At 63.6% G+C, this 22,717-nt stretch carries 22 protein-coding genes and 1 other RNA gene; 12 read left to right on the top strand and 11 right to left on the bottom strand.

Annotation, left to right across the window (positions count from 1 at the left end):
• Positions 1-287: 287 nt before the first annotated feature.
• The 7 genes from ASF16_RS08660 to ASF16_RS08625 form a co-directional block, all read right to left on the bottom strand.
• A complete protein-coding gene (locus tag ASF16_RS08660; protein WP_056165355.1) occupies positions 288-1,700 on the bottom strand; it encodes a cell wall metabolism sensor histidine kinase WalK in 1,413 nt (470 codons plus the stop codon).
• Complete coding sequence (locus ASF16_RS08655) at positions 1,697-2,386, bottom strand: response regulator transcription factor (RefSeq protein WP_056165353.1); 690 nt, start codon at positions 2,384-2,386, stop codon at positions 1,697-1,699. The genes ASF16_RS08660 and ASF16_RS08655 overlap by 4 nt, the downstream gene beginning before the upstream one ends.
• Before the next feature lie 9 nt (positions 2,387-2,395).
• Positions 2,396-2,914 (bottom strand): hypothetical protein, encoded by a 519-nt coding sequence (locus tag ASF16_RS26705; protein ID WP_235507306.1) that lies wholly within the window; start codon positions 2,912-2,914, stop codon positions 2,396-2,398.
• A gap of 16 nt (positions 2,915-2,930) precedes the next feature.
• The gene (locus ASF16_RS08645) at positions 2,931-3,401 is read right to left on the bottom strand and encodes a Spy/CpxP family protein refolding chaperone (RefSeq protein ID WP_056165351.1); all 471 of its coding nucleotides are present in this window, start codon (positions 3,399-3,401) and stop codon (positions 2,931-2,933) included.
• Between the two features lie 539 nt (positions 3,402-3,940).
• Complete coding sequence (locus ASF16_RS08635) at positions 3,941-4,144, bottom strand: hypothetical protein (protein WP_056165348.1); 204 nt, start codon at positions 4,142-4,144, stop codon at positions 3,941-3,943.
• 198 nt (positions 4,145-4,342) lie between these two features.
• Complete coding sequence (locus ASF16_RS08630; RefSeq protein WP_056165346.1) at positions 4,343-4,654, bottom strand: hypothetical protein; 312 nt, start codon at positions 4,652-4,654, stop codon at positions 4,343-4,345.
• A 158-nt stretch (positions 4,655-4,812) separates the two neighbouring features.
• Complete coding sequence (locus ASF16_RS08625; protein WP_056165344.1) at positions 4,813-5,076, bottom strand: hypothetical protein; 264 nt, start codon at positions 5,074-5,076, stop codon at positions 4,813-4,815.
• A gap of 600 nt (positions 5,077-5,676) precedes the next feature.
• Here ASF16_RS08625 and ASF16_RS08620 point away from each other — a divergent pair.
• From ASF16_RS08620 to ASF16_RS08610, 3 genes are all read left to right on the top strand, one after another.
• On the top strand, positions 5,677-5,910 hold the full coding sequence (locus ASF16_RS08620; protein WP_156372003.1) for a hypothetical protein: 234 nt from the start codon (positions 5,677-5,679) through the stop codon (positions 5,908-5,910).
• 74 nt (positions 5,911-5,984) lie between these two features.
• Positions 5,985-6,827 (top strand): alpha/beta hydrolase, encoded by an 843-nt coding sequence (locus tag ASF16_RS08615; protein WP_162241063.1) that lies wholly within the window; start codon positions 5,985-5,987, stop codon positions 6,825-6,827.
• A 440-nt stretch (positions 6,828-7,267) separates the two neighbouring features.
• The gene (locus tag ASF16_RS08610; protein WP_156372002.1) at positions 7,268-7,483 is read left to right on the top strand and encodes a hypothetical protein; all 216 of its coding nucleotides are present in this window, start codon (positions 7,268-7,270) and stop codon (positions 7,481-7,483) included.
• Between the two features lie 158 nt (positions 7,484-7,641).
• Here ASF16_RS08610 and ssrA read toward each other — a convergent pair.
• The 4 genes from ssrA to ompA form a co-directional block, all read right to left on the bottom strand.
• Positions 7,642-8,028, bottom strand: a transfer-messenger RNA (tmRNA) gene (ssrA, locus tag ASF16_RS25365).
• A 12-nt stretch (positions 8,029-8,040) separates the two neighbouring features.
• Positions 8,041-8,706 carry an HAD family hydrolase gene (locus ASF16_RS08605; protein ID WP_056166415.1) on the bottom strand — a complete coding sequence of 222 codons (666 nt, stop codon included), beginning with the start codon at positions 8,704-8,706 and terminating at the stop codon, positions 8,041-8,043.
• 13 nt (positions 8,707-8,719) lie between these two features.
• Positions 8,720-9,430, bottom strand: coding sequence for a bifunctional 2-polyprenyl-6-hydroxyphenol methylase/3-demethylubiquinol 3-O-methyltransferase UbiG (ubiG, locus tag ASF16_RS08600; protein ID WP_056165338.1), 711 nt, complete (start codon positions 9,428-9,430; stop codon positions 8,720-8,722).
• A gap of 97 nt (positions 9,431-9,527) precedes the next feature.
• Positions 9,528-10,175, bottom strand: coding sequence for an outer membrane protein OmpA (ompA, locus tag ASF16_RS08595; RefSeq protein WP_056165336.1), 648 nt, complete (start codon positions 10,173-10,175; stop codon positions 9,528-9,530).
• A 224-nt stretch (positions 10,176-10,399) separates the two neighbouring features.
• Here ompA and gyrA point away from each other — a divergent pair, with 224 nt between their 5' ends.
• The 9 genes from gyrA (at position 10,400) to lapB (ending at position 22,696) form a co-directional block, all read left to right on the top strand.
• The gene (gene gyrA, locus ASF16_RS08590) at positions 10,400-13,102 is read left to right on the top strand and encodes a DNA gyrase subunit A (RefSeq protein ID WP_056165334.1); all 2,703 of its coding nucleotides are present in this window, start codon (positions 10,400-10,402) and stop codon (positions 13,100-13,102) included.
• 142 nt (positions 13,103-13,244) lie between these two features.
• Entirely contained in the window at positions 13,245-14,354 is a 1,110-nt protein-coding gene (gene serC / locus ASF16_RS08585) for a 3-phosphoserine/phosphohydroxythreonine transaminase (protein ID WP_056165332.1), read from the top strand.
• 54 nt (positions 14,355-14,408) lie between these two features.
• Positions 14,409-15,506 carry a prephenate dehydratase gene (gene pheA / locus ASF16_RS08580; RefSeq protein WP_056165330.1) on the top strand — a complete coding sequence of 366 codons (1,098 nt, stop codon included), beginning with the start codon at positions 14,409-14,411 and terminating at the stop codon, positions 15,504-15,506.
• Between the two features lie 12 nt (positions 15,507-15,518).
• Positions 15,519-16,391: a prephenate dehydrogenase/arogenate dehydrogenase family protein gene (locus ASF16_RS08575; RefSeq protein ID WP_056165328.1), complete on the top strand. Its 873-nt coding sequence runs from the start codon at positions 15,519-15,521 to the stop codon at positions 16,389-16,391.
• Positions 16,392-16,618: 227 nt separating this feature from the next.
• A complete protein-coding gene (locus ASF16_RS08570) occupies positions 16,619-18,661 on the top strand; it encodes a bifunctional 3-phosphoshikimate 1-carboxyvinyltransferase/cytidylate kinase (RefSeq protein ID WP_056165327.1) in 2,043 nt (680 codons plus the stop codon).
• 206 nt (positions 18,662-18,867) lie between these two features.
• Positions 18,868-20,553, top strand: coding sequence for a 30S ribosomal protein S1 (gene rpsA / locus ASF16_RS08565; protein ID WP_056165325.1), 1,686 nt, complete (start codon positions 18,868-18,870; stop codon positions 20,551-20,553).
• A 157-nt stretch (positions 20,554-20,710) separates the two neighbouring features.
• Positions 20,711-21,037, top strand: a complete 327-nt coding sequence (locus ASF16_RS08560; RefSeq protein WP_056165323.1) for an integration host factor subunit beta — start codon at positions 20,711-20,713, stop codon at positions 21,035-21,037.
• Between the two features lie 176 nt (positions 21,038-21,213).
• Positions 21,214-21,549: a lipopolysaccharide assembly LapA domain-containing protein gene (locus ASF16_RS08555; RefSeq protein ID WP_056165321.1), complete on the top strand. Its 336-nt coding sequence runs from the start codon at positions 21,214-21,216 to the stop codon at positions 21,547-21,549.
• Positions 21,539-22,696, top strand: a complete 1,158-nt coding sequence (gene lapB, locus ASF16_RS08550) for a lipopolysaccharide assembly protein LapB (protein WP_056165320.1) — start codon at positions 21,539-21,541, stop codon at positions 22,694-22,696. The genes ASF16_RS08555 and lapB overlap by 11 nt, the downstream gene beginning before the upstream one ends.
• Positions 22,697-22,717 lie beyond the last annotated feature (21 nt).

Below are 22,717 nucleotides of genomic sequence, written 5' to 3'. Positions count from 1 at the left end.
TTCACGATTTGCGCATGGGCGGGCACTGGGTGCGCGGACCTCGCGCTGTGGCGCACCAACACCGCGCAAAGCCAGGCGTTTTGGCCAGAGGGAAGGCCAAGCCGCACAGGTGTTGTGCTCTGACGGGTATGCCTGTCTATGCGACGCCGCGCAGCGCGCCACGGCGCACCTGTCTTGCCTCGCCTTTCCTCGCATTGGTACAGCGCCGGGCCTCTTCGCTGACTAGGACCGCAAGGAGTTCGCAAGGCCGCTCTGCCCCGGTGCCTCACCCTTTGGCCCCGCCCCGCTCAGTCCACCACCGGCAGACGCACCGTGACCGACAGACCCGGTTCGGCATTGCGCATGTGCAGCGTGCCGCCGTGCGCCTGTGCGACCAGGCGGCACAGGTACAGGCCCAGCCCCACGCCGCCCGTGGTGCGCTGGCGGGCCGTGTCGGGCCGGTAGAAAGCCTGCGCCAGGTGGGGCAGGTGCTCAGGCGGAACGCCGGGGCCGTGGTCGCGCACTTCGATCTCGATGGTGTTGTCCACACGCCGCAGGTAAAGCTCTGGCGGCGGTGCCGCAGGGTCGCTGTGCCGCAGGCTGTTGTCCAGCAGGTTGCGCAGCAGCAGGCGCAGGCGGGATCGGTCGAGCGATAGCGCTTGCAGGGCCTCGTCCGGCCCCCCAGCATGCAGCACGATGGACGCCGCACTGGCATGGCGCCTGCCCAACTCGCCGATCACTTCGCGCGCCAGGGCGGGCAGGTCCGTGGGCTCGCGGTGCAGTGCGGCGTGGCGGCCGGCCAGGCGTTCGCTCTCCAGCAAGTCGGTGATCAGGCCGGCCATCTCGCCCAGGTCGCGCATCAGCGCCAGGCGCTGGGTCTGCACCTCGGGGCTTTCGGGCAGCAGTTCGGTGTTCAGGCGGGCTCGGGTGAGCGGGCTGCGCAACTCGTGGCTCATGGCCAGCAGCAAGGCACGCTTGGCCTCCAGCATCTGGTGGATGTCGTCGCCCATGGTGTTGATGGTGGCGGCCAGTTGCCCCAGTTCGTCGGGCCGGTGGGCGTGCCGCACGGGGATGGCCTGCGCGAAGTTGCCCTCGCCAAAACGCTGGGCGCCCATGCGGATGTCGTCCAGCGGCCGCAGCAGGTGGCGCACATATACATAGGCCAGCGCGGTGAGCAGCAGCAGCACGGTGAGCGTGCCCCATGCGATGCGCGGGCGCTTGTCCCAAGACAGCGCGTTGAGCCCGAATTCGATGCTGTGCCCGTCGGCCGTGATGCGCTGCAAGAGCCGCCGGCCCTGGTCATCGCTGCCGTGGCCGTTCCAGTGGTCTTCGCGCTGGAACTTGTCGCTCATCCAGTCCGGGCGCGGCTGGTCGGGGTGGGATTCCCAGTGGACCACGGGCCCGTCGATGCGCAGCGTGATGGGCAGGCGCTTGGCAATCGCCTGCGCGCGTTCGATGCTGGGGGGGTTGCCGATCTCGGCGGTCAGGCGGTCCACATAGTCCATCAGCAAGGGGCGCGCAGCCTCGCGCCAGCCGACCGACACGGCTTTTTGCACTCCGCCCATGAAGGCGATGGCCACCGTCACGGCCAGTGCCATGAACACCAGCACCAGCCGGATGCGCAGCGAATACCCCACCGCCCGGCTCGCGCGGCGGTGCCAGGGGCAGTCGTGCTCCACGCCGGGGATGTCTTCTGCCCTCAGCCGTCGCCGCCACCTCATGGCGCGGCTGCCCGCCGCAGGGCCAGGGAGTAGCCGGCGTTGCGCAGCGTCTTGATGCAGTCGAGCGGCTCGAGCTTCTTGCGCAGGCGGCTGACCACGATGTCGACCGCACGGGTGTACAGCTCGGCCTCGTGCCCGCGCAGCTGGTTCAGGATGTCGTCGCGGCTGAAGACCTTGCCGGCGTCGCGCGCCAAGAGGTGCAGCAGGTCGAACTCCGTTCCCGTCAGTTCGACGACGGTGCCCTGGCGCTGCACGCTGCGGCGAGCCGCGTCGATGACCAGGCCTTCGAACTCCAGCACAGCCGTTGCGCCCCCCTGCCCCGGTGCGCGGCGCCGCCGCAGCACGGTCTGCAGCCGGGCCACCAGTTCGCGCGGCTCGAAGGGTTTGGGCAGGTAGTCGTCCGCGCCCAGCTCCAGCCCGACCACGCGGTCCATCACCTCGCCGCGCGCGGTCAGCATCACCACCGGCAGGTCGCCCTGCTTGCGGATGGTGCGGCACAGCTCGAAGCCGTCCATCTCGGGCAGCATGACATCGAGAATGGCGGCATCAAAGCCGCCGGCTGCCAGGCGCGCAAGCCCGTCGCTGGGCCGCAGCGCGTGGATCAGTTCCAGCTCGAACCGCTGGAAGTACACCGTGAGCGGCGGCCCGAGCTGTTCGTCGTCGTCGATGAGGAGGATGCGGTGCATGCGCGATTCTTACATTGGCAGGGTGCGTGCAGCCAGAGGCTGGTGGCCGCTGGGCGCAATGCTCCAGGGTTGCGCAGCTTCCTCGGCCATGCCCCAGTCCTGGCGCTCGCTCCCGCGCACGGCGATGGCTGGCTGCGCCGGCGCTGAACCGTGGCCCTGCCAGGCGGTAGGTGCGTGGTCTGCAGATGCGTCCAAATCTGCATCGGCATCTGTATAGGCGTATTCGTCCGCAGTTGGCGGCACTGCACTCAATGCGCGGTGCCGGCGGATGAGGTCACGCAGCCGCCGCTGCACCGGAATGTGCAGCGCGTCGAAGGCGTCGGCCGCGGCCAGCAAGGCGGGCAGCGCACCGATGGCACTGCCGGGCTGGCGGGCCACCAGGCCCAGCGCGTGCTCGCGGTCGAAGCGCGGGCCCCACACCAGCGACATCAGCTCGTCGTGCGGCTCGGGCATGCCGCCCAGCAGTGCCGGGCCGTGCTGGCGCAGTTGTCCTGCAAGTTGGTGGATGGGTTGCAGCAATGGAGACATGTCGAAGCCCCTTGTCTCAGCCGCGGGCCATCCAGCCCTTGCGCCGCTGCATCAGATCGCGCACTTTCTGCTGCTGGTCGGCATTCAGGCTGTCGTAGAAGTCTGCCAGCGCGGTGATCACCTCGGGGCTGTTGGCCTGCACAGCGCGGGTCTTTTCGTCCATCAGCGCCTGGGCACGGGTGCGGTCGAACTTGTCGCCCGCCATGATGGCCTGCACTTCGGCGCGGGGGTCCGACGTCTTGCCGACGAAGGCGGTACGCTGCGCCTCCAGCTTGTCGGCCAGCACGTTGAGCTTGAGCTTCTGTGCGTCGGTCAGATCGAGCTTGCTGCTCACACGCTCTACCACCTTGCCGCGCATCTCGGCCATCTTTTCGGGCGTCATGGCACCGTGGCGGTGAGGGTGACCACTGGAGCAAGCCGTGAGCCCACCCACCATGATCGACGCGCCGAACAATCCCACCAGGGTTTTCTTGATCCAGGGTTTCATGATGCAGTCCTTTCACGGACGGTGTTGAACATGACCCTGATGGTGCCGGGGCAGCCAGCGGAGGTGGTCTCGGCGCAGTTTCGGTTTATTTCGCTTTGTATCTGGGGCTATTTGAAAGCCCGGAGTCGGACTAACGGCAGAAAAGTCTGCGTAGCCGTCAGCCCATGAGGCTTGCACTTGCTTGCAACAACCGCGAACGGGTTGTCTATGTCTTGCAGTTGATATCGCCTATCGCATCACAGCAGTGAGCACGGCCAGCCTTTGGGCGATGCTGATGGCATCACTGCGCATCTGGGCCAGAGGCACCGCACCGACCGTGCAGCCTTCGAACCACACGTGAAAGCCTGTCACCCCAGACGGCTCCGTGCAGGCACCATATGCCTCTATGGCGTGCTCGACGCTGGGATGAAGGCTGGGCTCGCCCAACAGTTCTTTGCCTTTGAAGACCCGGGCCTGGTATTGCGCTGCACCGTGCGCCCGGATGTGGAGAGTGGGAACCAAGGAAGATGTTGCACTTCAGCCGTCAGGCGCTGGGTGAGTTACCCCATCGCCTGGGTCTGGCGGCAGCCCAGGTCAGAGAATTGAAGCTCGCGCTCCACGCCGTGGCTGTCACCGTAATACGACGGCAGATCGTCGGTCTGCTGGCGTTGTTGAATGACGTCGGAGGGCTGGCCCATCTGAAACGATGGCAACTCAGGCCAGGCTTCCAGATGGTGGGAGGAGGAGAAGGCAGAGAACGACATGGTGAAATCCTCGCAATGAATTCGTGCTGACTTCGCAATCAGATCGATTGCGTCGCGGTTCAACCATTGGCGCACCGGGCGTATTGCAAGGGTGTCAGAGCGGCATGCAGGAGTGCGTAGGAATTGACCTACCCAACCCTGCTGCAGTCGGACTGACCTTCACACTCGCCGCCCATGCACCAACCGCCTCTGACGCTATCAAGCCGCTTTCGCCAGCTCAGGCGCTTCAATGCCCAGCGCATCGCCCTCGCCCGCCAGCAAGCCAATGCAATCCAGCGCCGTTGGCGGATCGCAAGGTTCGGCATACACCCGCATGGCGATGTCTTGTGCTGCCGGAGAAAAGTAGAGCCAAAGGTTGTCGTTTTCCTTGTCGTAGCAGGAAAACAAGGCACGGCCCGAACCGGGTGGGCACATCAGAAATTTGGACATGAACATCTGCTGGATGCGCAAGGTGGGCTCGAAAGCCTGATCGTCGTTTCCGAGGGTCAGTTTGTGCCAAGTGCTGCTCATAAGGTGCCTTTCGCCTGGCCAAGCCAGTGTTACGGATGACCCATGGTAGAGACAGCACCCTCGACTACACCCTTCTTGTGCAGCGCATCAATTTGTAGGACGGATTCTCTGCTGAGCGGGCCCTGACCGAGCCCCCCAGAGACGCATGCCCTATCAAGTCAATCGTAGGACGTTTCGAGGTCGCGGTAGGCCTCGCCGCGGTGAGGAATGCGCAGTCGGGCGCCATGCGCGCGCAGGGTGGCACAGCCCAGCCCGGTCACATAAAGGACCTGGGCCTTTTGACAAGGCGAGTCGACCGAGGGGAGTTGAACTTCCACCATTCCTGCAGCATGCAGGACGCGCAGTTTGTCGATGTTGACCGCATCCAACTCGACCAGGGGGAGCGCGTCGCGCTCCAGTTCTCTCAGATACTCCATTGGCATGGTGACCTCCGGCGTGAACGAGCATTGATTTTGCGGCGGCCATGGGCCAGCTTCAAGAATTGATACACGTGGCTACAACATGGCCAGAAATGGACAGCCCGCCCCCAATGACCAGCCCGCGCCGCTTGCCGCTACACGCCATCGAAAAAACCACACTCCTCACGCAGCTATGCTGGCTTTTGTGTAACCAAAAACCGCAGCCGTTAAATATCTTCAATGTAAGAATTCGCTGACATGGTCACAGGCATGGACCGTACTTTCAGGGGTCAATCCTGTGAATAGCATTTCGCTTTTCCAAGGGGAGGTGCAATGCCCATTCTGGTCATCTTTTTCGGCATACAGGTCGTCGCTGTAGCGGTGGCCGCAGCCATTGCCGGCCTGTAAAACGCGTGGGCTTGACCACAATCGGTTCGACTCGTCTTCGCGTCCAACTTGCCATGTACGCACCGTCGTAACCTAGCGCCGGCGCGCAGCCAGGGAGCAATGACAAAACTTTCTGGACTGCCCATAGTGCTGTGGGCAGTCTGGGAAAACGATGACACCCCCATTGCCCCAACAGGCGCATGCTCTGCAGGAGCCTGGTGCGCAGATGCTGTGCACTTGGCCTCCTCGATCTTTATGGGCATTACTGTCACCCTCGCCAGGAACATATCGGACAAGGACTTCCAGCAAGTGGAAGATTTGGTCCGGCATCTTCAAGGCACCGACTACAACTTCAGCGGCCGCGCGATCTGGGTTGAACGTGGCGCGGTCACCGCTGTCCACGACCCCAAGGATGCATTGCGGGCCGCGTTGCTGCAGTTGATGGTCGACGGGATGCTGCGCGTGGGGTGACCGCGGCCGGTCCTGGTGTTGGTGCAGCCTTGTCAAACTGGCGTGCCAGAATGATCCGATACAAGGAGACATCCATGCACCAGGGATTCCAACCAGCGCGCCGCGCTGCACTCGTCACGCTCGCTGGCGTGTTGGCCGCGTGTGGCGGCGGAGGCTCGTCAGGCTCTGATGCCCCACCCGCTGAGCCGGTGGGCCAAGTCATCAATTCGTCCATCAAGTCAGCCTCCACGGGCAGCACCTATGCCATCCAGGTGTACCTTCCCCCGGGCTATGCAGGCGGCACAGCGCAGTTGCCTGTTATCTACGCCACCGAGGGCGACGCGCCCTACGGCGCGGCGACCCCTGGCACGGGCGGCTCCAGCCGGTCGCGCTTCGATACCTTCAAGGAGTCGATGCAGCGCCGGGGAACGGCAGCGATTCTGGTCGGCATCGGAGGTACCGCTTGGCGCAACACCGACTTTCTGCAGCCAGGCGCGTCCAAATACCTGGACTTCATCGTCAAAGAACTCGCGCCCGCCGTGGAAAGCCAGTACCGCGCCGACCCCAAGCGCCGTGCGCTGTCCGGCCTGTCGCACGGCGGTTACTTTGTGATCGCAGCCTTGGTGCTGGAGGCACAAGCGGGCCGGTCGCCGAGCTTTTCGCACTACCTGTCCACGGAGGTCAGCGTGGGCGAACACAGTGGTCCCGCGGGGCTGCTCGCGTTTGAAAAAACCATCGATGGCAAGCCCTTGCCAACCACCCTTTTCATCGCTGGCGCACAGAACGGAAACCATCCGTTGCTCGGAATCCCGCTGTACAACCAGATGGCCGCGCAAACCCTTCCCGGTCTGGTCCTCATCAAAGCCGAATACAGCACATCGCATGTGGGTGCCGACGTACCCGCATTTGAAGAGGCGCTGAGGCGGTTTTATTCTTGAAGGCTGAGGAGGGGTTGCCGGGCCTTTACGTCGTGAGCGAGATGGCAAAGCACGCAGCGATATGCGAGCCGCATCTCGAACGAAACCGTGTGCACACCCCTGAGTTGGGTGCGATCTACCCATCCACCACAACTGACGATGAGTCGTAACGCATGTCGTGGGCACCACGACCTTGGCCGACGCAGACAAAGCCTTTCAACACGTGCACCTTGAAGTGGAATCGCGTTCCTGAGCGGCCTAGTGAAGCCCTAAGAGGCAGCCCGCACACACGGGTGCGGGCTGCCTCGGTTCGATATGAGCCACGCAGACACTTCGTTGAGTGTTTGCCACATCGGTAGAACTCCTACATACGCCCACCTGAATGTGGCGCATGCTCCAATTCGCTGGGTTTCTACAGTCCAGCGTCACACTGCGGACTGGCAGTGGCTACCAAGCTCCTTGTGTCCATCATCATCACCATCGCGCGTGCAGTTCAGGACGACCAGTTCGGCGAGGTTCAAGCCCTGACCCGGCAGTTGTACCTCCACGACGGAAATTTTCAAGGACGTGCCATGACCGTCGAACGCGGCGCAGCGACCGTAGTCACCGACTCCCAGGACATCCTGCGCGGGGCGCTTCTGCAACTCATGGTCGAAAGTGTGCTGGCGGCCGAATAGAACGTGGCCGGGGCGCTTTCGGCGGGCGCCGGAGGTTGGCGCAGAAACATCCTTGCCTTGCTTCCTCGGTTTCGTCGTAGAAATCTGCAAGACACACGTTTCAAGGCAAAGAAAAACCGCCACAGCCTGGGTTGACCAGAGTGTGGCGGTGTCTTGTATGGTGGAGCTGGCGGGAATTGAACCCGCGTCCGCAAGCCTTCATCGGGCAGATCTACATGTTTAGCGGTCTGATTTGAATCTCGCTACCGTTGTCGCGCAGTCGCACGCTACAACAGCCGCCAGTACCCTATTTTCTTGCTTCAACCCAAGGTACCCGGATCAAAGCCAGCCCATGTAATTATCCTTGCAGCCGGGAGGCGCTGATTGCTCAGAACCCCCTTGCCCAGCCCATCGGCCAACTGTTGCAAGGCTCACTGGCAATTAAGCAGCGAGTGCGAAACGTTCGTCGTTTGCAGTTAGTTTTTTAAATCGAGATTTACGAGCGTGACTCAAGCTCGACATGCACCACACCGATTCCGAACCCACGTCGAAACCAGGACAGCCCCAGAGCACCTATTTTAGGCGCCTTCGAGCAATTGCAAGAGCTCGGAGGGAGATTTAATTGCCGCATGGGCGCCCCATGCGAGGGGGTCGCTTTTGGCGCCCAGGTAGCCGTACATCGCTGCGACCGTTCCCATGCCTGCAGCCAGCCCTGCAGCGATGTCGCGCTCGTCGTCACCTACATAGATGCAATGCTCCGGCGCAATATTCAAGCGCGCGGCAGCTTCGAACAGGGGCGCTGGGTGGGGCTTGGCGTGGGGCGTAGTGTCACCGCTGACCACGGCGCCGGCAGTGGCGAACAACGGTATGGCACGGGTCAGGGGCTCGGTGAAGCGGGCGGCTTTGTTGGTGACGACTCCCCATGCAAGGTTGCGCTGAAGCAGCTGCGCAACCAGCTCTGGAACTCCATCGAAAATGCTGGTGAGCTCCGTCATGCGGGACTCGTAATTCACGAAAAACTCTTCACGCATGGTCAAAAAGTCCGGGTGGTCCGGCAACATGCCGAAGGCCTCCCCCAGCATTCCGCGGGCGCCCGCCCCAGCCGTGGGTCGATACCGCTCCAAAGGCAGGGAAGGCAAACCCCGGTCCACGCGCATTTTGTCGGCCGCGGCACCCAGGTCGGGGGCGCTGTCGATCAGCGTGCCGTCCAGATCAAACAGAACAGCTTGAATGTTGTTGAACATGGATAAAAACGACTCAAGCGCCACGCCGGGTTGCGAAAAGATAGTTGACGCTGGTGTCGGCGCTCAGCCAATAGCGCTTGGTCAGCGGGTTGTACTCCAAGCCCCGCGTGGTTTGAATATCGAGCCCCGCGCCGCGGCAGCTGATTGCCAACTCGCTGGGTTTGATCATCTTGGCGTATTCATGCGTGCCCCGCGGCAGCATATTGAGCACATATTCAGCGCCCACAATGGCCAGCAGAAATGCTTTTGCATTCCGATTGATGGTCGAAAAAAATACCCAGCCTCCCGGTTTGACCAGTTGAGCACAGGCCTGTACCACAGACGCTGGATCTGGAACATGCTCCAGCATTTCCATGCAGGTGACCACATCGAAGCTTCCGGGCTGCTCTTTCGCCAAGCTTTCCACACTGATTTCGCGGTATTCGATATGGGTAGTCTCGGCTTCGAGCGCGTGCAACTGTGCCACACGCAATGCTTTGGTCGCCAAATCGATACCCAAAACCTGTGCGCCCTTGCGCGCCATGGAGTCTGCCAGGATGCCGCCGCCGCATCCTACGTCGAGCACACGCTGGCCTGAGAGCGCGCACAGGCCGTTGATCCACTCAAGGCGCAAAGGATTGATCTGGTGTAAAGGGCGGAATTCGCTTTCCGGGTCCCACCAGCGGTGGGCAAGCTCAGAGAATTTGGCCAGTTCGGCCGGATCTGCGTTGACTGTTTCACTCATGCCGTTGATTTTCCACGATGGAGAGAAAGAAGCGAAAACCCCAAACGCAAAAAAGCCCCGTTACCGGGGCTTTTTGTGCATCAGAGCAATCCGAAGATTACTGAGCGGCGCGCGTGCCAACCACTTCGATTTCCACGCGACGGTTCTTCGCACGGCCTTCGGCAGTCTTGTTGTCAGCCACAGGTTGCTTTTCGCCCTTGCCTTCGGTGTACACGCGGTTCTTTTCGATGCCCTTGGACACCAGATAAGCCTTCACGGCTTCGGAACGGCGGACCGACAGCTTCTGGTTGTAAGCATCGGAGCCCACGGAGTCAGTATGACCCACGGCGATGATCACTTCCAGGTTGATGCCCTTGACCTTGGAGACCAGGTCGTCCAGCTTGGCCTTGCCTTCTGCCTTCAGCACCGACTTGTCGAAGTCGAAGAACGCGTCAGCAGCGTAGGTCACCTTGGTGGCCACTGCTGGAGCGGGTGCTGGTGCTGGTGCGGGAGCAGCAGCAGGTGCAGGTGCAGCGCCAGGAGCTGGTGCAGCGGCGGCAGGAGCGGGAGCAACGATTGCGCCGTCGCAGCCAGGAGCTGCCGTAGCAGGCGTCCAATTAGCATTGCGCCAGCAATATTCATTGGTACCGTTCTTCCAGACCAGTTGGCCAGAAGCATCACGCCAGTTGTCAACGGTTTGTGCGCCAGCGGCGGTTGCGAGCGCTGCAGAGGCAAACAACATCGCCACTTTGTTCAGTTTCTTCATGGTTCTCCTCTTGGGGAAAAAGCCGCAGCCGCGCTGCGAATCAGGACGCTTGGGGTGACCACCACCCGAAGCGTTCAAACGATTGTGCCATACGTAACAGGGCAAAAGCGGTGGCACCCGTGTACGCTCCGTAGGACAAAACCGGAATTGCCACGATATGTTGCTGAGGCGCTACACGCTCTTACCTCTAAAATGATTCTCCTTTGCCGTCACCGCCGCCTCCAATGACCCAGTTTGCCAAAGAAACCCTGCCCATCAGCCTTGAAGAGGAGATGCGCCGCAGTTATCTCGATTACGCGATGAGCGTGATCGTGGGTCGGGCCCTGCCCGACGCTCGCGATGGCTTGAAGCCGGTGCACCGCCGTGTGCTGTTTGCGATGCATGAGCTCAATAACGACTGGAACCGCCCTTACAAGAAGTCGGCCCGTATCGTGGGGGACGTGATCGGTAAGTACCACCCGCATGGCGACTCGGCGGTGTACGACACGATCGTCCGGATGGCGCAGGATTTTTCGCTGCGCCACATGCTGGTGGACGGCCAGGGCAATTTCGGCTCGGTGGACGGCGATAACGCCGCTGCGATGCGGTATACAGAAATCCGCCTGGCAAAGATTGCCCACGAAATGCTGGGCGATATCGACAAGGAAACTGTCGATTTCGGCCCCAACTACGACGGCAGCGAAAAAGAACCGCTCGTATTGCCCAGCAAATTGCCCAATCTGCTGGTCAACGGATCGGCCGGTATTGCGGTCGGCATGGCGACCAATATTCCGCCACACAACCTCAACGAAGTGGTGGATGCCTGCCTGCACATGCTGCGCCACCCCGAGGCCACCATCGACGACCTGATGGAGATCATTCCGGCGCCCGACTTCCCCACCGCCGGCATCATCTACGGCATCAACGGCGTGAAGGACGGCTACCGCACGGGCCGCGGCCGCGTGATCATGCGCGCCAAGTGCCATTTCGAGGACATCGACCGCGGCCAGCGCCAGGCGATCATCGTGGACGAGCTGCCCTACCAGGTCAACAAGAAGACGCTGCAGGAGCGCATGGCCGAGCTGGTGCACGAAAAGAAGATCGACGGCATCAGCCACATCCAGGACGAGTCCGACAAGTCGGGCATGCGCCTGGTGATCGAGCTCAAGCGCGGCGAAGTGCCCGAGGTGGTGCTCAACAACCTGTACAAGCAGACGCAGCTGCAGGACACCTTCGGCATGAACATGGTGGCGCTGATCGACGGCCAGCCCCGCCTGTGCAACCTCAAGGACCTGATCGTCGTCTTCCTGCAGCACCGCCGCGAAGTGGTGACGCGCCGCACGGTGTTCGAGCTGCGCAAGGCGCGCGACCGCGGCCATGTGCTGGAAGGCCTGGCCGTGGCCCTGGCCAACATCGACGACTTCATCGCCATCATCCGCAACGCACCCACCCCGCCGGTGGCCAAGTCCGAACTGATGGCCCGCTCGTGGGACAGCAAGCTGGTGCGCGAGATGCTCACCCGCAGCCGCGAAGACGGCGGCGTGATCAACGCCGACGACTACCGCCCCGACGGCCTGGAAAAGGAGTTCGGCATGGGCCAGGACGGCCTGTACCGCCTGTCCGAAACGCAGGCCCAGGAAATCCTGCAGATGCGCCTGCAGCGCCTGACGGGCCTTGAGCAAGACAAGATTGTGGCCGAGTACAAGGAAGTCATGGCGGTCATTGAAGACCTGCTGGACATCCTGTCCAAGCCCGAACGCGTCTCCACCATCATTGGCGACGAGCTCACGTCGATCAAGACGGAGTTCGGCCAGCACAAGCTGGGCGCCCGCCGCAGCATCGTCGAATACAGCGCGCAGGACCTCTCGACCGAAGACCTGATCACGCCCACCGACATGGTGGTGACGCTGTCCCACACCGGCTACATCAAGAGCCAGCCCTTGTCCGAATACCGCGCCCAAAAGCGCGGCGGGCGCGGCAAGCAGGCGACGGCGACGAAGGAAGACGACTGGATCGACCAGCTCTTCATCGCCAACACGCACGACTACATCCTGTGCTTCTCCAACCGCGGCCGCCTGTACTGGCTCAAGGTCTGGGAAGTGCCCGCCGGCTCGCGCGGCTCGCGCGGCCGCCCGATCGTCAACATGTTCCCGCTGCAGGATGGCGAAAAGATCAACGTGGTGCTGCCGCTGACCGGCGACATGCGCACCTTCCCGGCCGACCGGTACGTGTTCATGGGCACGAGCATGGGTACCGTGAAGAAGACGGCGCTGGATGAATTCAGCAACCCGCGCAAGGGCGGCATCATCGCCGTGAACCTCGACGACGGCGACTACCTGATCGGCGCAGCGCTGACCGATGGCAAACACGACGTGATGCTGTTCAGCGACGGCGGCAAGGCGGTGCGCTTCGACGAGAACGACGTGCGCCCCCTGGGCCGCCAGGCCCGCGGCGTGCGCGGCATGATGCTGGAAGACGGCCAGAGCGTGATCGCCATGCTGGTGGCCGAAGACGAGACGCAAAGCGTGCTCACCGCTTCCGAAAACGGTTACGGCAAGCGCACCAGCATCGTCGAATACACGCGCCATGGTCGCGGCACCAAGGGCATGATCGCCATCCAGCAGACCGAGCGCAATGGCAAGATTGTCGCCGCCACACTGGTGCATGCCGACGACGAGATCATGCTGATCACCGACAAGGGCGTGCTGGTGCGCACCCGCGTGTCCGAGATCCGCGAACTGGGCCGTGCGACTCAGGGCGTGACCTTGATTGCGCTGGATGAAGGCTCCAAGCTCAGCGGCCTGCAGCGCATCGTGGAGAACGATGCCAACGTGGCCGACATCGATCCAGAGGCTGATGCCAATCCAGATGCAGGTACCGATGTCGACGGCAATTCGGATGGGAATGGCTCCACGGATTCCGACACACCGCCGGCGTCAGAAGGCTGAAGCCCGCCCCCCCCAAGCCCCACCCCACCGGGGGGCCTGCCGAGCATGCAGAGCAGGCCACTCGATTGCTATTAAAAATGTAGCTGCCAGCGCTTATACAGCAAGCGGTGGCAGCAATTTTGACTTGACTGACTGCCAGACCATGACCCGCCCCTACAACTTCTCGGCCGGCCCGGCCGCCATCCCTGCCGAAGTGCTGGAGCAAGCCGCTGCTGAAATGCTGGACTGGCACGGCAGCGGCATGGGCGTGATGGAGATGAGCCACCGCGGCAAAGAGTTTTTGTCCATCTACGAAAAGGCAGAAGCCGACCTGCGCGAGCTGCTGGCCGTGCCAGCGAACTTCAAGATACTGTTCATGCAGGGCGGCGGCCTGGCTGAAAACGCCATCGTGCCGCTGAACCTCTCGCGCGCTGGCGTGGTCGACTTCGTGCTGACCGGCAGCTGGAGCCAGAAGTCGCAGAAAGAAGCCCGCAAGTACGCCGCTGAGGTGAACGTGGTCGGCTCGGCCGAGGACACGGGCTTTACCACCCTGCCCGACCCCGCCACCTGGACGTTGAGCCGCGGCGCCAGCTACCTGCACATCTGCAGCAACGAGACCATCAACGGCATCGAATTCCACCAGTTGCCCGACCTCAAAGCGCTGGGCAGCGATGCGCCCCTGGTGATCGACTTCTCGTCGCACGTGGCCTCGCGCAGCGTGGACTGGACGCGTGTGGGCCTGGCTTTTGGCGGCGCTCAAAAGAACCTGGGCCCTGCCGGGCTCACGCTGGTTGTGGTGCGTGAGGACCTGCTGGGCCACGCCCTGCCCGCCTGCCCCAGCGCGTTCGACTACCGTGTCGTGGCCGACAACCAGTCGATGTACAACACGCCGCCCACCTGGGGCATCTACATTGCCGGCCTGACCTTCCAGTGGCTCCAGCGCCAGACCGAAGGCAGCCTGACCGGCGTGGCCGCCATGGAGCAGCGCAACATCGCCAAGGCCGACCTGCTCTACAACGCCATCGACAGTTCACAGCTGTACGTGAACAAGGTGGCCGCCAACTGCCGCTCGCGCATGAACATCCCGTTCTTCCTGCGCGACGAAAGCCGCAACGATGCGTTCCTGGCCGGTGCCAAGGAACGCGGCCTGCTGCAGCTCAAGGGCCACAAGTCCGTGGGCGGCATGCGCGCCAGCGTCTACAACGCCATTCCGCTGGCCGGCGTGCAGGCACTGGTGGACTACATGCGAGAATTTGAACAAAAACACGCCTGAACGAACACTGGCCCACTCTGGTTCTCGCGACAGCGCACAGACATCTCCCCATCCATGAATACTCCGCAAGCCTCACCCGACCTCGCCAGCCTGCGCGTGCAGATCGACTCCATCGACCAGCAACTGCTCACGCTGCTCAACCAGCGGGCTCTGGTGGCCGAACAGGTGGGTGAAGTCAAGAAGCGTGAAGGCACGCCGTTCTTTCGCCCCGACCGCGTGGCGCAGGTGATCGAAAAGATCCAGACGGCCAACCCCGGCCCGCTCAAGGGCCCCCATGTGGCGGCCATCTGGCGCGAGATCATGTCCGCGTGCCTGGCGCTCGAATCGCCCCAGCGCGTGGCCGTGCTCGGCCCCGAAGGCACGTTCTGCGAGCAGGCGGCCATCGAATTCTTCGGCGGTGCGGCCGACCTGATGTACTGCGCCAACTTCGACGAAGTGTTCCACGCCACGGCCGCCGGCAGCGCACAGTACGGCGTGGTGGGCGTGGAGAACTCCACCGAAGGCGTGGTCACGCGCTCGCTCGACTTGTTCCTGCACACCCCCACGCACGTGGTGGGCGAAGTGAGCCTGCTGGTGCGCCACAACCTGCTACGCACGAGCAACTCGCTCGACGGCATCGAAGTGGTGATGGCGCATCCGCAGGCGCTGGCCCAGTGCCAGGCCTGGCTGTCCAAGCACCTGCCACATGCAGAGCGCCGCCCGGTGTCGAGCAATGCCGAGGGCGCCCGCCTGGCCACCACCAACCCCGGCTGGGCAGCACTTTCCAGCGAGCGTGCCGCCACGCAGTTCGGCCTGCACATCGTGGCGCACGCCATCCAGGACGACGCCTACAACCGCACGCGCTTCGCCATCATCTGCCTGCCGCACACGCTGCAGACGCCGCCCCCGTCGGGCAAGGACTGCACCAGCCTCGTGGTGTCGGTGCCCAACCAGCCTGGCGCGGTGCACGACCTGCTGGTGCCGCTCAAGACGCACGGCGTGTCCATGACGCGTTTTGAATCGCGCCCCGCGCGCACCGGCCAGTGGGAGTACTACTTCTACATCGATCTCGACGGCCACCCTGCCCAGCCCCATGTGGCACGGGCCCTGGAAGAACTGCGCAGCCTGTGCGCGTTCTACAAGGTCCTCGGCACCTACCCCGTGTCCTCGTAAGGAGCCGCCAGCATGTTTGAACAATTGGGACTGATCGGCTGCGGGCTCATGGGCGGCTCGTTCGCCTTGGCCATGAAAAAGGCCGGGCTCGTCAAGCGCGTGGTGGGCTACAGCAAGTCGCCCTCCACCACCGACCGCGCGCGCCAGATGGGCGTAATCGATGTAGAAGCTCCCTCGGCCCTGCTGGCCGTGGCAGGCGCAGACGTTGTGCTGCTGGCTGTGCCGGTGGCCGCCACCGAAGCCACGCTCAAGGCCATCAAGCACCTGGTCACCCCGCAGATGCTGATCATGGACGTGGGCTCCACCAAGGCCGACGTGGTGCAGGCTGCGCGCCGTGCACTGCGCGACCAGGTGGGATCGTTCGTTCCCGCGCACCCGATCACGGGGCGCGAGGTGTCGGGCGTGGAGCATGCCGAAGCCGACCTGTACAGCGGCCGCCAGGTCATCCTGACGCCCACCGAACGAACGCTGACTGTGCAGTTGCAGAAGGCGGGCGAGATCTGGACTGCGCTGGGTTGCCGCGTGAGCAGCATGTCGCCCGAGTCGCACGATGCCGCGTTTGCGGCCGTGAGCCACTTGCCCCACGTGCTGGCGTTCGCCATGATGAACAGCATCACCGGCCAGAACGAAGGCGACGAGTTTTTGTCGCTGGCAGGGCCGGGCTTTCGCGACTTCACCCGCATCGCGGCCAGCGACCCCAAGGTCTGGCGCGACATTTTGCTGTCCAATCGCGAAGAGCTGATCGCCCAGTCCAAGCTGTTCCGGCAGGCCCTGCACAACATCGAAGAGGCCATGGAAAAGAGCGACAGCCAGTCGCTGGAAGACATGCTGACGCTGGCGAGCGAAACGCGGGCGCATTGGCGCATGGGAGCAAAACGCAAGTAGCCCCCCTGAGTCGCCTGCGGCGCCTTCCCCCAAGAGGGGACGCACCCGGTGGCCTGGCGGAGCCAGTTCCACGGGTGCACTCGCCTGGGGCGCGCCGGTTTCGAAGGGCGTGAGGGGTGCGCAGGGTTTGGCGGATGACTGCCAATGACTCGGCCTGCGGCCTTCGTGCCCTGGCTCAATACGCCGGGCTGGTTAATGCTCTCTTGAGCGATGGACGAATCACACTGATGTACAGCACTGCTTTCCTAGACCTGCCTCCCTTGCAAGCCGCTGCGGGCGAAGTCCATCTGCCGGGCTCCAAGAGCATTTCCAATCGGGTGTTGCTGCTAGCGGCGCTGAGCAATGGCACCACCGCTGTGCACGACCTGCTGGCGTCGGACGATACGCGTGTGATGCTGGATGCGCTGCGCCAGATCGGCTGCACCGTTGACGAAAACGGCAGCACCGTGCACATCACCGGGCTGGGCGGGCGCGCGCCGCAGTCGCCTGCCAAGCTCTTCATGGGCAATGCGGGCACGGCCATGCGGCCGCTGACGGCGGCGCTGGCGCTGCTGGGGGGCGAGTTCGAGCTGTCTGGCGTGCCGCGCATGCACGAGCGGCCGATTGGCGATCTGATCGATGCGCTGCGCCAACTGGGCTGCCGCATCGACTATCTGGGCAACGATGGCTATCCGCCGCTGCGCATTGCGCATGCCGACGGAGTGCCTGCGCTGGCGCTGGCCGCGCCGATCCGTGTGCGCGGGGATGTGTCCAGCCAGTTCCTCACCGCGCTGCTCATGGCACTGCCCTTGGCAGCGGCCACGCAGCCCATCGTGATCGAGGTGGTGGGCGAGCTGATCTCCAAGCCCTACATCGCCATCACCCTGCAGCTGCTGGCGCGCTTTGGCATCGTGGTGGAGCACCAGAACTGGCAGCGGTTCACCATCCCGGCCGCCAGCCGGTACCAGTCACCTGGCAGCATCCATGTCGAGGCCGACGCATCATCTGCTAGCTATTTCATAGCGCTTGGCGCCATCGCACCCGGCGGTAGCGGGCAAAAAGGCATCAAGATCAGGGGCGTGGGGCTGGACTCCATCCAGGGCGACATCCGTTTTGTCGAAGCGGCCCGCGCCATGGGTGCCGTGGTCACCGGCGGCCCCAACTGGCTGCACATCGAGCGCGGCGCGCCCGGCCAGGGCTGGCCCCTGAAGGACATCGAGCTGGACTGCAACCACATCCCCGACGCCGCCATGACGCTGGCCGTGATGGCGCTGTACGCCGAAGGCACCACCACGCTGACCAACATCGCCAGCTGGCGCGTGAAGGAAACCGACCGCATCGCCGCCATGGCCAACGAGCTGCGCAAGCTGGGCGCCACCGTGGACGAAGGCGCCGATTTCATCCGCGTCACGCCGCCGGCCAGGGTGCAGGACTGGAAAGCCGCCAGCGTCCACACCTACGACGACCACCGCGTGGCCATGTGCTTCTCGCTCGCGGCGTTCAACCCCGCCCAGGTGCCGGTGCGCATCGAAGACCCCAAGTGTGTGGCCAAGACCTTCCCTGACTATTTCGAGACGCTGTTCTCGGTGTCGCACGCGGCCACGGCCCACATCCCGGTGATCTGCATCGACGGCCCCACGGCCTCGGGCAAGGGCACCGTGGCTGCGGCCGTGGCGCAGCGGCTGGGCTACCGTTTTCTGGATTCGGGTGCGATGTACCGCATCACTGCGCTGGCCGCGCTGCGTGCCGGCCTGGCCATCGACACCGCCCACGAGAGCCGCATCGCGGCCATGGCCCAAACCCTGCCCGTGCGCTTTGAGGGCGGCAAAGTGTGGCTGGGCCGCGACGATGTGACTGCAGACATCCGCACCGAAGAGGCGGGCATGAACGCGTCCCGCGTGTCGGCCCTGCCCGCCGTGCGCGAGGCGTTGGTGGCCCTGCAGCACAGCTTCAGGCGCCTGCCGGGCCTGGTGGCGGACGGCCGCGACATGGGCACGGTGATCTTCCCGCAGGCCCCGCTCAAGGTGTATTTGACGGCCAGCGCAGCCTGCCGCGCGGAGCGCCGCCATAAACAGTTGATTTCAAAGGGTTTTTCAGCTAATATCGAAGACCTCCGTGCGGACCTGGAGGCGCGCGACCTGCGGGACAGCTCCCGTACCGTTGCACCGCTCAAGCCCGCGCAGGATGCTCTGGTCCTGGACAACTCCACCTTGACGATTGATGAAGCCGTCGATCAGGTGTTGGCCTGGTGGCAAGAGCGCCAGCCCTTCGCAGCTTCTGCGCAAGGCTGAAACGTGCAGGGTCTGGTGAAAGCCGGGCCCCGCAGGCAGTGCCGAAAGGCCTTGTCACAGGCCCACGCAACCCCTCTCGCGCGCCAGCGCACAGGTTGTGTGGATCGATAACCTAACCCGCGGTTTTACCGCAAAAAACCACCGCAAGCAGCTATAAAAACGGTAGCAATAGTGCTCCCGGAATCCTGTTTGTGGCAAGGAAACACATGTCCGAATCTTTTGCCGCCCTTTTTGAAGAATCTTTGACGCGCACGGAAATGCGCCCAGGTGAAGTGATCACCGCTGAAGTCGTGCGCGTCGAGCACAACTTCGTCGTGGTCAACGCCGGCCTCAAGTCCGAAGCCTACGTGCCGCTGGAAGAGTTCAAGAACGACAAGGGCGAAGTCGAAGTCCAAGTGGGTGACTTCGTGTCGGTGGCCATTGGCTCCATCGAAAACGGCTACGGCGACACCATCCTGTCGCGTGACACCGCCAAGCGTCTGGCTTCGTGGATGAGCCTGGAAAAGGCCCTGGAATCCGGCGAATTCGTCACTGGCACGACCAGCGGCAAGGTCAAGGGCGGCCTGACCGTTCTGGTCAACGGCATCCGCGCATTCCTGCCCGGTTCGCTGATCGATACGCGTCCGATCAAGGATCTGACGCCGTACGAAAACAAGACCATGGAATTCAAGGTCATCAAGCTGGACCGCAAGCGCAACAACGTGGTGCTGAGCCGCCGCGCTGTGGTGGAAGCCTCCATGGGCGAAGAGCGCGCCAAGCTGATGGAAACCCTCAAGGAAGGCTCCATCGTTCAAGGCGTGGTCAAGAACATCACCGAATACGGTGCGTTCGTGGACCTGGGCGGCATCGACGGCCTGCTGCACATCACCGACATGGCATGGCGCCGCGTGCGTCACCCTTCCGAAGTGGTGACGGCTGGCCAGGAAATCACGGCCAAGATCCTCAAGTTCGACACCGAGAAGAACCGTGTCTCGCTGGGTCTGAAGCAAATGGGCGACGACCCATGGATGGGCGTGAACCGCCGCTACCCACAATCGACCCGCCTGTTCGGCAAGATCACGAACATCGCCGACTACGGCGCATTCGTGGAACTCGAACCCGGCATCGAAGGCCTGGTGCACGTCTCCGAAATGGACTGGACCAACAAGAACATCGCTCCCGCCAAGCTGGTTTCGCTGGGCGACGAAGTCGAAGTCATGGTCCTCGAAATCGACGAAGACAAGCGCCGCATCAGCCTGGGCATGAAGCAGTGCAAGGCCAACCCATGGCAAGAATTCGCACAGGACACGAAGCGCGGCGACCGCGTCAAGGGTCCTATCAAGTCGATCACCGACTTCGGCGTGTTCGTGGGCCTGGCTGCCGGCATCGACGGCCTGGTTCACCTGTCCGACCTCTCGTGGAACGAACCCGGCGAAGCCGCTGTTCGCAACTACAAGAAGGGCCAGGAAGTGGAAGCCATCGTGCTGGCCGTGGACGTGGACCGCGAACGCATCTCGCTGGGCATCAAGCAACTGGACGGCGACCCATTCACGACCTTCGTGACCGTGAACGACAAGGGCCAGACGGTGACCGGCAAGGTCAAGACCGTGGACGCCCGTGGCGCTGAAATCGACCTCGGCGAAGACATCGTGGGCTACCTGCGCGCTTCGGAAATCTCCCGCGACCGCGTGGAAGATGCCCGCAACGTGCTCAAGGAAGGCGACGAAGTCACTGCTGTGGTGGTCAACGTGGATCGCAAGACCCGCAACATCCAGCTGTCGATCAAGCAAAAGGACATGGCTGACGAACAAGGCGCCATGGCCAACCTGAGCCAGCAATCGAGCCGCGAAAGCGCCGGCACGACCAGCCTGGGCGCCCTGCTGCGCGCCAAGCTGGACAACTCGGAAAAGTAAGACACTGACCCGTCAACGAGCTGCTGCGCGATGATTCATTCGTGCAGCGGTTTCGTTGAAAAACGGTCAGACAGCGGGCGCCTCGGCGCCCGCTCTTTTTTCAAGAAGCGATAGATACCACCTGCCCCTGGGCAGTCTGCCTATGTCCCAAGACTCCATGACCCGCTCAGACCTGGTTGAAGAACTGGCCGCACGATTCGGCCAGCTCACCCATCGCGATGCCGAATTCGCCGTCAAGACGATCCTGGACGCCGTGGGCGACGCGCTGGTGCGCGGACACCGGATCGAGATCCGGGGCTTTGGCAGCTTCTCGGTCAACCACCGCCCTCCCCGCATGGGCCGCAACCCCCGCAGCGGCGAAGCCGTGGCCATCCCGGAAAAACGCGTCCCGCACTTCAAGCCCGGCAAAGCCCTGCGCGAAGCCGTGGACAAGCGCACCGCAGAGATGGAAGTCAGCTCTGCGCCTGCCACCCATCAAATTTGATAGCAGCTTGCGCCGTACAGGCAAGCGGTAGCGGATTTTTCAAGCATTGCCAGATAGCCCGTCCTGCCTGTCAGGCCCGCGCATCTGCCCATTCACAATATCCAGCCGCCCCGCACCGCACTGGTGCTGGCAATAGCGGACTGGCTCTTAGAATCGCCCCACCACTGGGGAGACCGATGAAATACCTCCTGTGGCTGCTCAAGGCAGCCATTTTTTTTACGCTTTTCGCCTTCGCGCTGAACAACCAGCAGGATGCGACCGTCCATTTCTTTTTTGGCACCCAATGGCGCGCTCCACTCGTGCTGGTGGTGCTGACCGCTTTCTCCGCCGGGCTGGCAGTGGGCGTGCTGGGCATGGTGCCCCGCTGGTGGCGCCACCGTGCGGCGGCACGGCGTGCACAGGCCAGTGCCATCAATGCCACGCCTGCGGCCACCGCCGCCACCCCTGCGGCCGGCAACACACCGCCTGCGCCCCCTCCACCGCCCGACCTGCCCTCCGTCCATGGAATTTGACCTGACCTGGATCCTGCTGGGTCTGCCCGTTGCGTTCGTGCTGGGTTGGCTGGCATCGCGATTCGACCTGCGCCAGCTGCGTGCCGAAAACCGCCGGGCCCCCAAGGCCTACTTCAAGGGACTGAACTTCCTGCTCAATGAGCAGCAGGACCAGGCCATCGATGCTTTCATCGAGGCCGTGCAGAACGACCCCGACACGTCGGAGCTGCACTTCGCCCTGGGCAACCTGTTTCGCCGCCGCGGCGAGTACGACCGCGCGGTGCGCGTGCATGAGCACCTGCTGTCGCGCGGCGACCTCTCGCGCACCGACCGCGAGCGCGCCCAGCATGCCCTGGCGCTCGACTTCCTCAAGGCCGGCCTGCTGGACCGCGCCGAAGACGCCCTGCACCGGCTGGAAGGCACCCCCTTCGAGGCCCAGGCACGCCTGGCGCTGCTGGCCATCTACGAACGCTCGCGCGACTGGCCCCACGCCACCGCCATCGCGCGCAAGATGCACGATGCCGACCAGGGCGACTTCAGCACGCGGCAGGCGCACTACCTGTGCGAGCAGGGACTCGCCCTTAGCGCCCAGGGCGACCTCTCGGGCGCACAGGCCCTGCTGGAGCAGGCTGTCGCCGCCGCGCCCGAAGCCGCCCGCGGGCGCATCGAGCTGGCCCGGCTGCAGCGCCTGATGGGCCAGCCTGCAGAAGTGCTTAGCACCTTGCGCACCCTGGGCGAGCGCAACCCCGCCGCAGTGCCACTGGCAGCCCCGATGATGGTGGAGGCCGCCAACGCCACCCAGCGCGTGCCCGAGGTGCAGGCGCTGCTGCAGGCCCACTACGCGCAGGCGCCGTCGCTCGATGTGCTCGAAGCCATCGTCGCCATGGAAACCGCCGACGAAGCCACGCGCGATACCGCGCGGCAGCGCTACGTGCAGCACTTGGACAAGGAGCGCTCGCTGGTCGCTGCGGCCAAGTGGCTGGCGGGCGAAAAGCTGGAGCATGAAGAATTCCACCCCCAGGTGCAACGTGCGCTCGACCATGCCGTCAAACCGCTGACCCGCTACCGATGCGCGGCCTGCGGCTTCGAGGCACGCCAGCACTTCTGGCAGTGCCCGGGTTGCCAGACCTGGGACAGCTATCCCGCCCGCCGCGTCGAAGAGCTCTGACCAACGCGTGCCCTGAACTGA

This window comes from Acidovorax sp. Leaf78 (assembly GCF_001422735.1).
Taxonomy (GTDB): Bacteria; Pseudomonadota; Gammaproteobacteria; order Burkholderiales; family Burkholderiaceae_C; genus Acidovorax.
Note: the sequence above shows the minus strand (reverse complement) of the source record. Positions and strands in the feature narration are given on the sequence as shown.

Coding starts and splice junctions, on each gene's coding strand:
- ASF16_RS08660 (WP_056165355.1), bottom strand. CDS start 1,700: ATGAGGTGGCGGCGACGGCTGAGGGCAGAAGACATCCCCGGCGTGGAG.
- ASF16_RS08655 (WP_056165353.1), bottom strand. CDS start 2,386: ATGCACCGCATCCTCCTCATCGACGACGACGAACAGCTCGGGCCGCCG.
- ASF16_RS26705 (WP_235507306.1), bottom strand. CDS start 2,914: ATGTCTCCATTGCTGCAACCCATCCACCAACTTGCAGGACAACTGCGC.
- ASF16_RS08645 (WP_056165351.1), bottom strand. CDS start 3,401: ATGAAACCCTGGATCAAGAAAACCCTGGTGGGATTGTTCGGCGCGTCG.
- ASF16_RS08635 (WP_056165348.1), bottom strand. CDS start 4,144: ATGTCGTTCTCTGCCTTCTCCTCCTCCCACCATCTGGAAGCCTGGCCT.
- ASF16_RS08630 (WP_056165346.1), bottom strand. CDS start 4,654: ATGAGCAGCACTTGGCACAAACTGACCCTCGGAAACGACGATCAGGCT.
- ASF16_RS08625 (WP_056165344.1), bottom strand. CDS start 5,076: ATGCCAATGGAGTATCTGAGAGAACTGGAGCGCGACGCGCTCCCCCTG.
- ASF16_RS08615 (WP_162241063.1), top strand. CDS start 5,985: ATGCACCAGGGATTCCAACCAGCGCGCCGCGCTGCACTCGTCACGCTC.
- ASF16_RS08605 (WP_056166415.1), bottom strand. CDS start 8,706: ATGTTCAACAACATTCAAGCTGTTCTGTTTGATCTGGACGGCACGCTG.
- ubiG (WP_056165338.1), bottom strand. CDS start 9,430: ATGAGTGAAACAGTCAACGCAGATCCGGCCGAACTGGCCAAATTCTCT.
- ompA (WP_056165336.1), bottom strand. CDS start 10,175: ATGAAGAAACTGAACAAAGTGGCGATGTTGTTTGCCTCTGCAGCGCTC.
- gyrA (WP_056165334.1), top strand. CDS start 10,400: ATGACCCAGTTTGCCAAAGAAACCCTGCCCATCAGCCTTGAAGAGGAG.
- serC (WP_056165332.1), top strand. CDS start 13,245: ATGACCCGCCCCTACAACTTCTCGGCCGGCCCGGCCGCCATCCCTGCC.
- pheA (WP_056165330.1), top strand. CDS start 14,409: ATGAATACTCCGCAAGCCTCACCCGACCTCGCCAGCCTGCGCGTGCAG.
- ASF16_RS08575 (WP_056165328.1), top strand. CDS start 15,519: ATGTTTGAACAATTGGGACTGATCGGCTGCGGGCTCATGGGCGGCTCG.
- ASF16_RS08570 (WP_056165327.1), top strand. CDS start 16,619: ATGTACAGCACTGCTTTCCTAGACCTGCCTCCCTTGCAAGCCGCTGCG.
- rpsA (WP_056165325.1), top strand. CDS start 18,868: ATGTCCGAATCTTTTGCCGCCCTTTTTGAAGAATCTTTGACGCGCACG.
- ASF16_RS08560 (WP_056165323.1), top strand. CDS start 20,711: ATGACCCGCTCAGACCTGGTTGAAGAACTGGCCGCACGATTCGGCCAG.
- ASF16_RS08555 (WP_056165321.1), top strand. CDS start 21,214: ATGAAATACCTCCTGTGGCTGCTCAAGGCAGCCATTTTTTTTACGCTT.
- lapB (WP_056165320.1), top strand. CDS start 21,539: ATGGAATTTGACCTGACCTGGATCCTGCTGGGTCTGCCCGTTGCGTTC.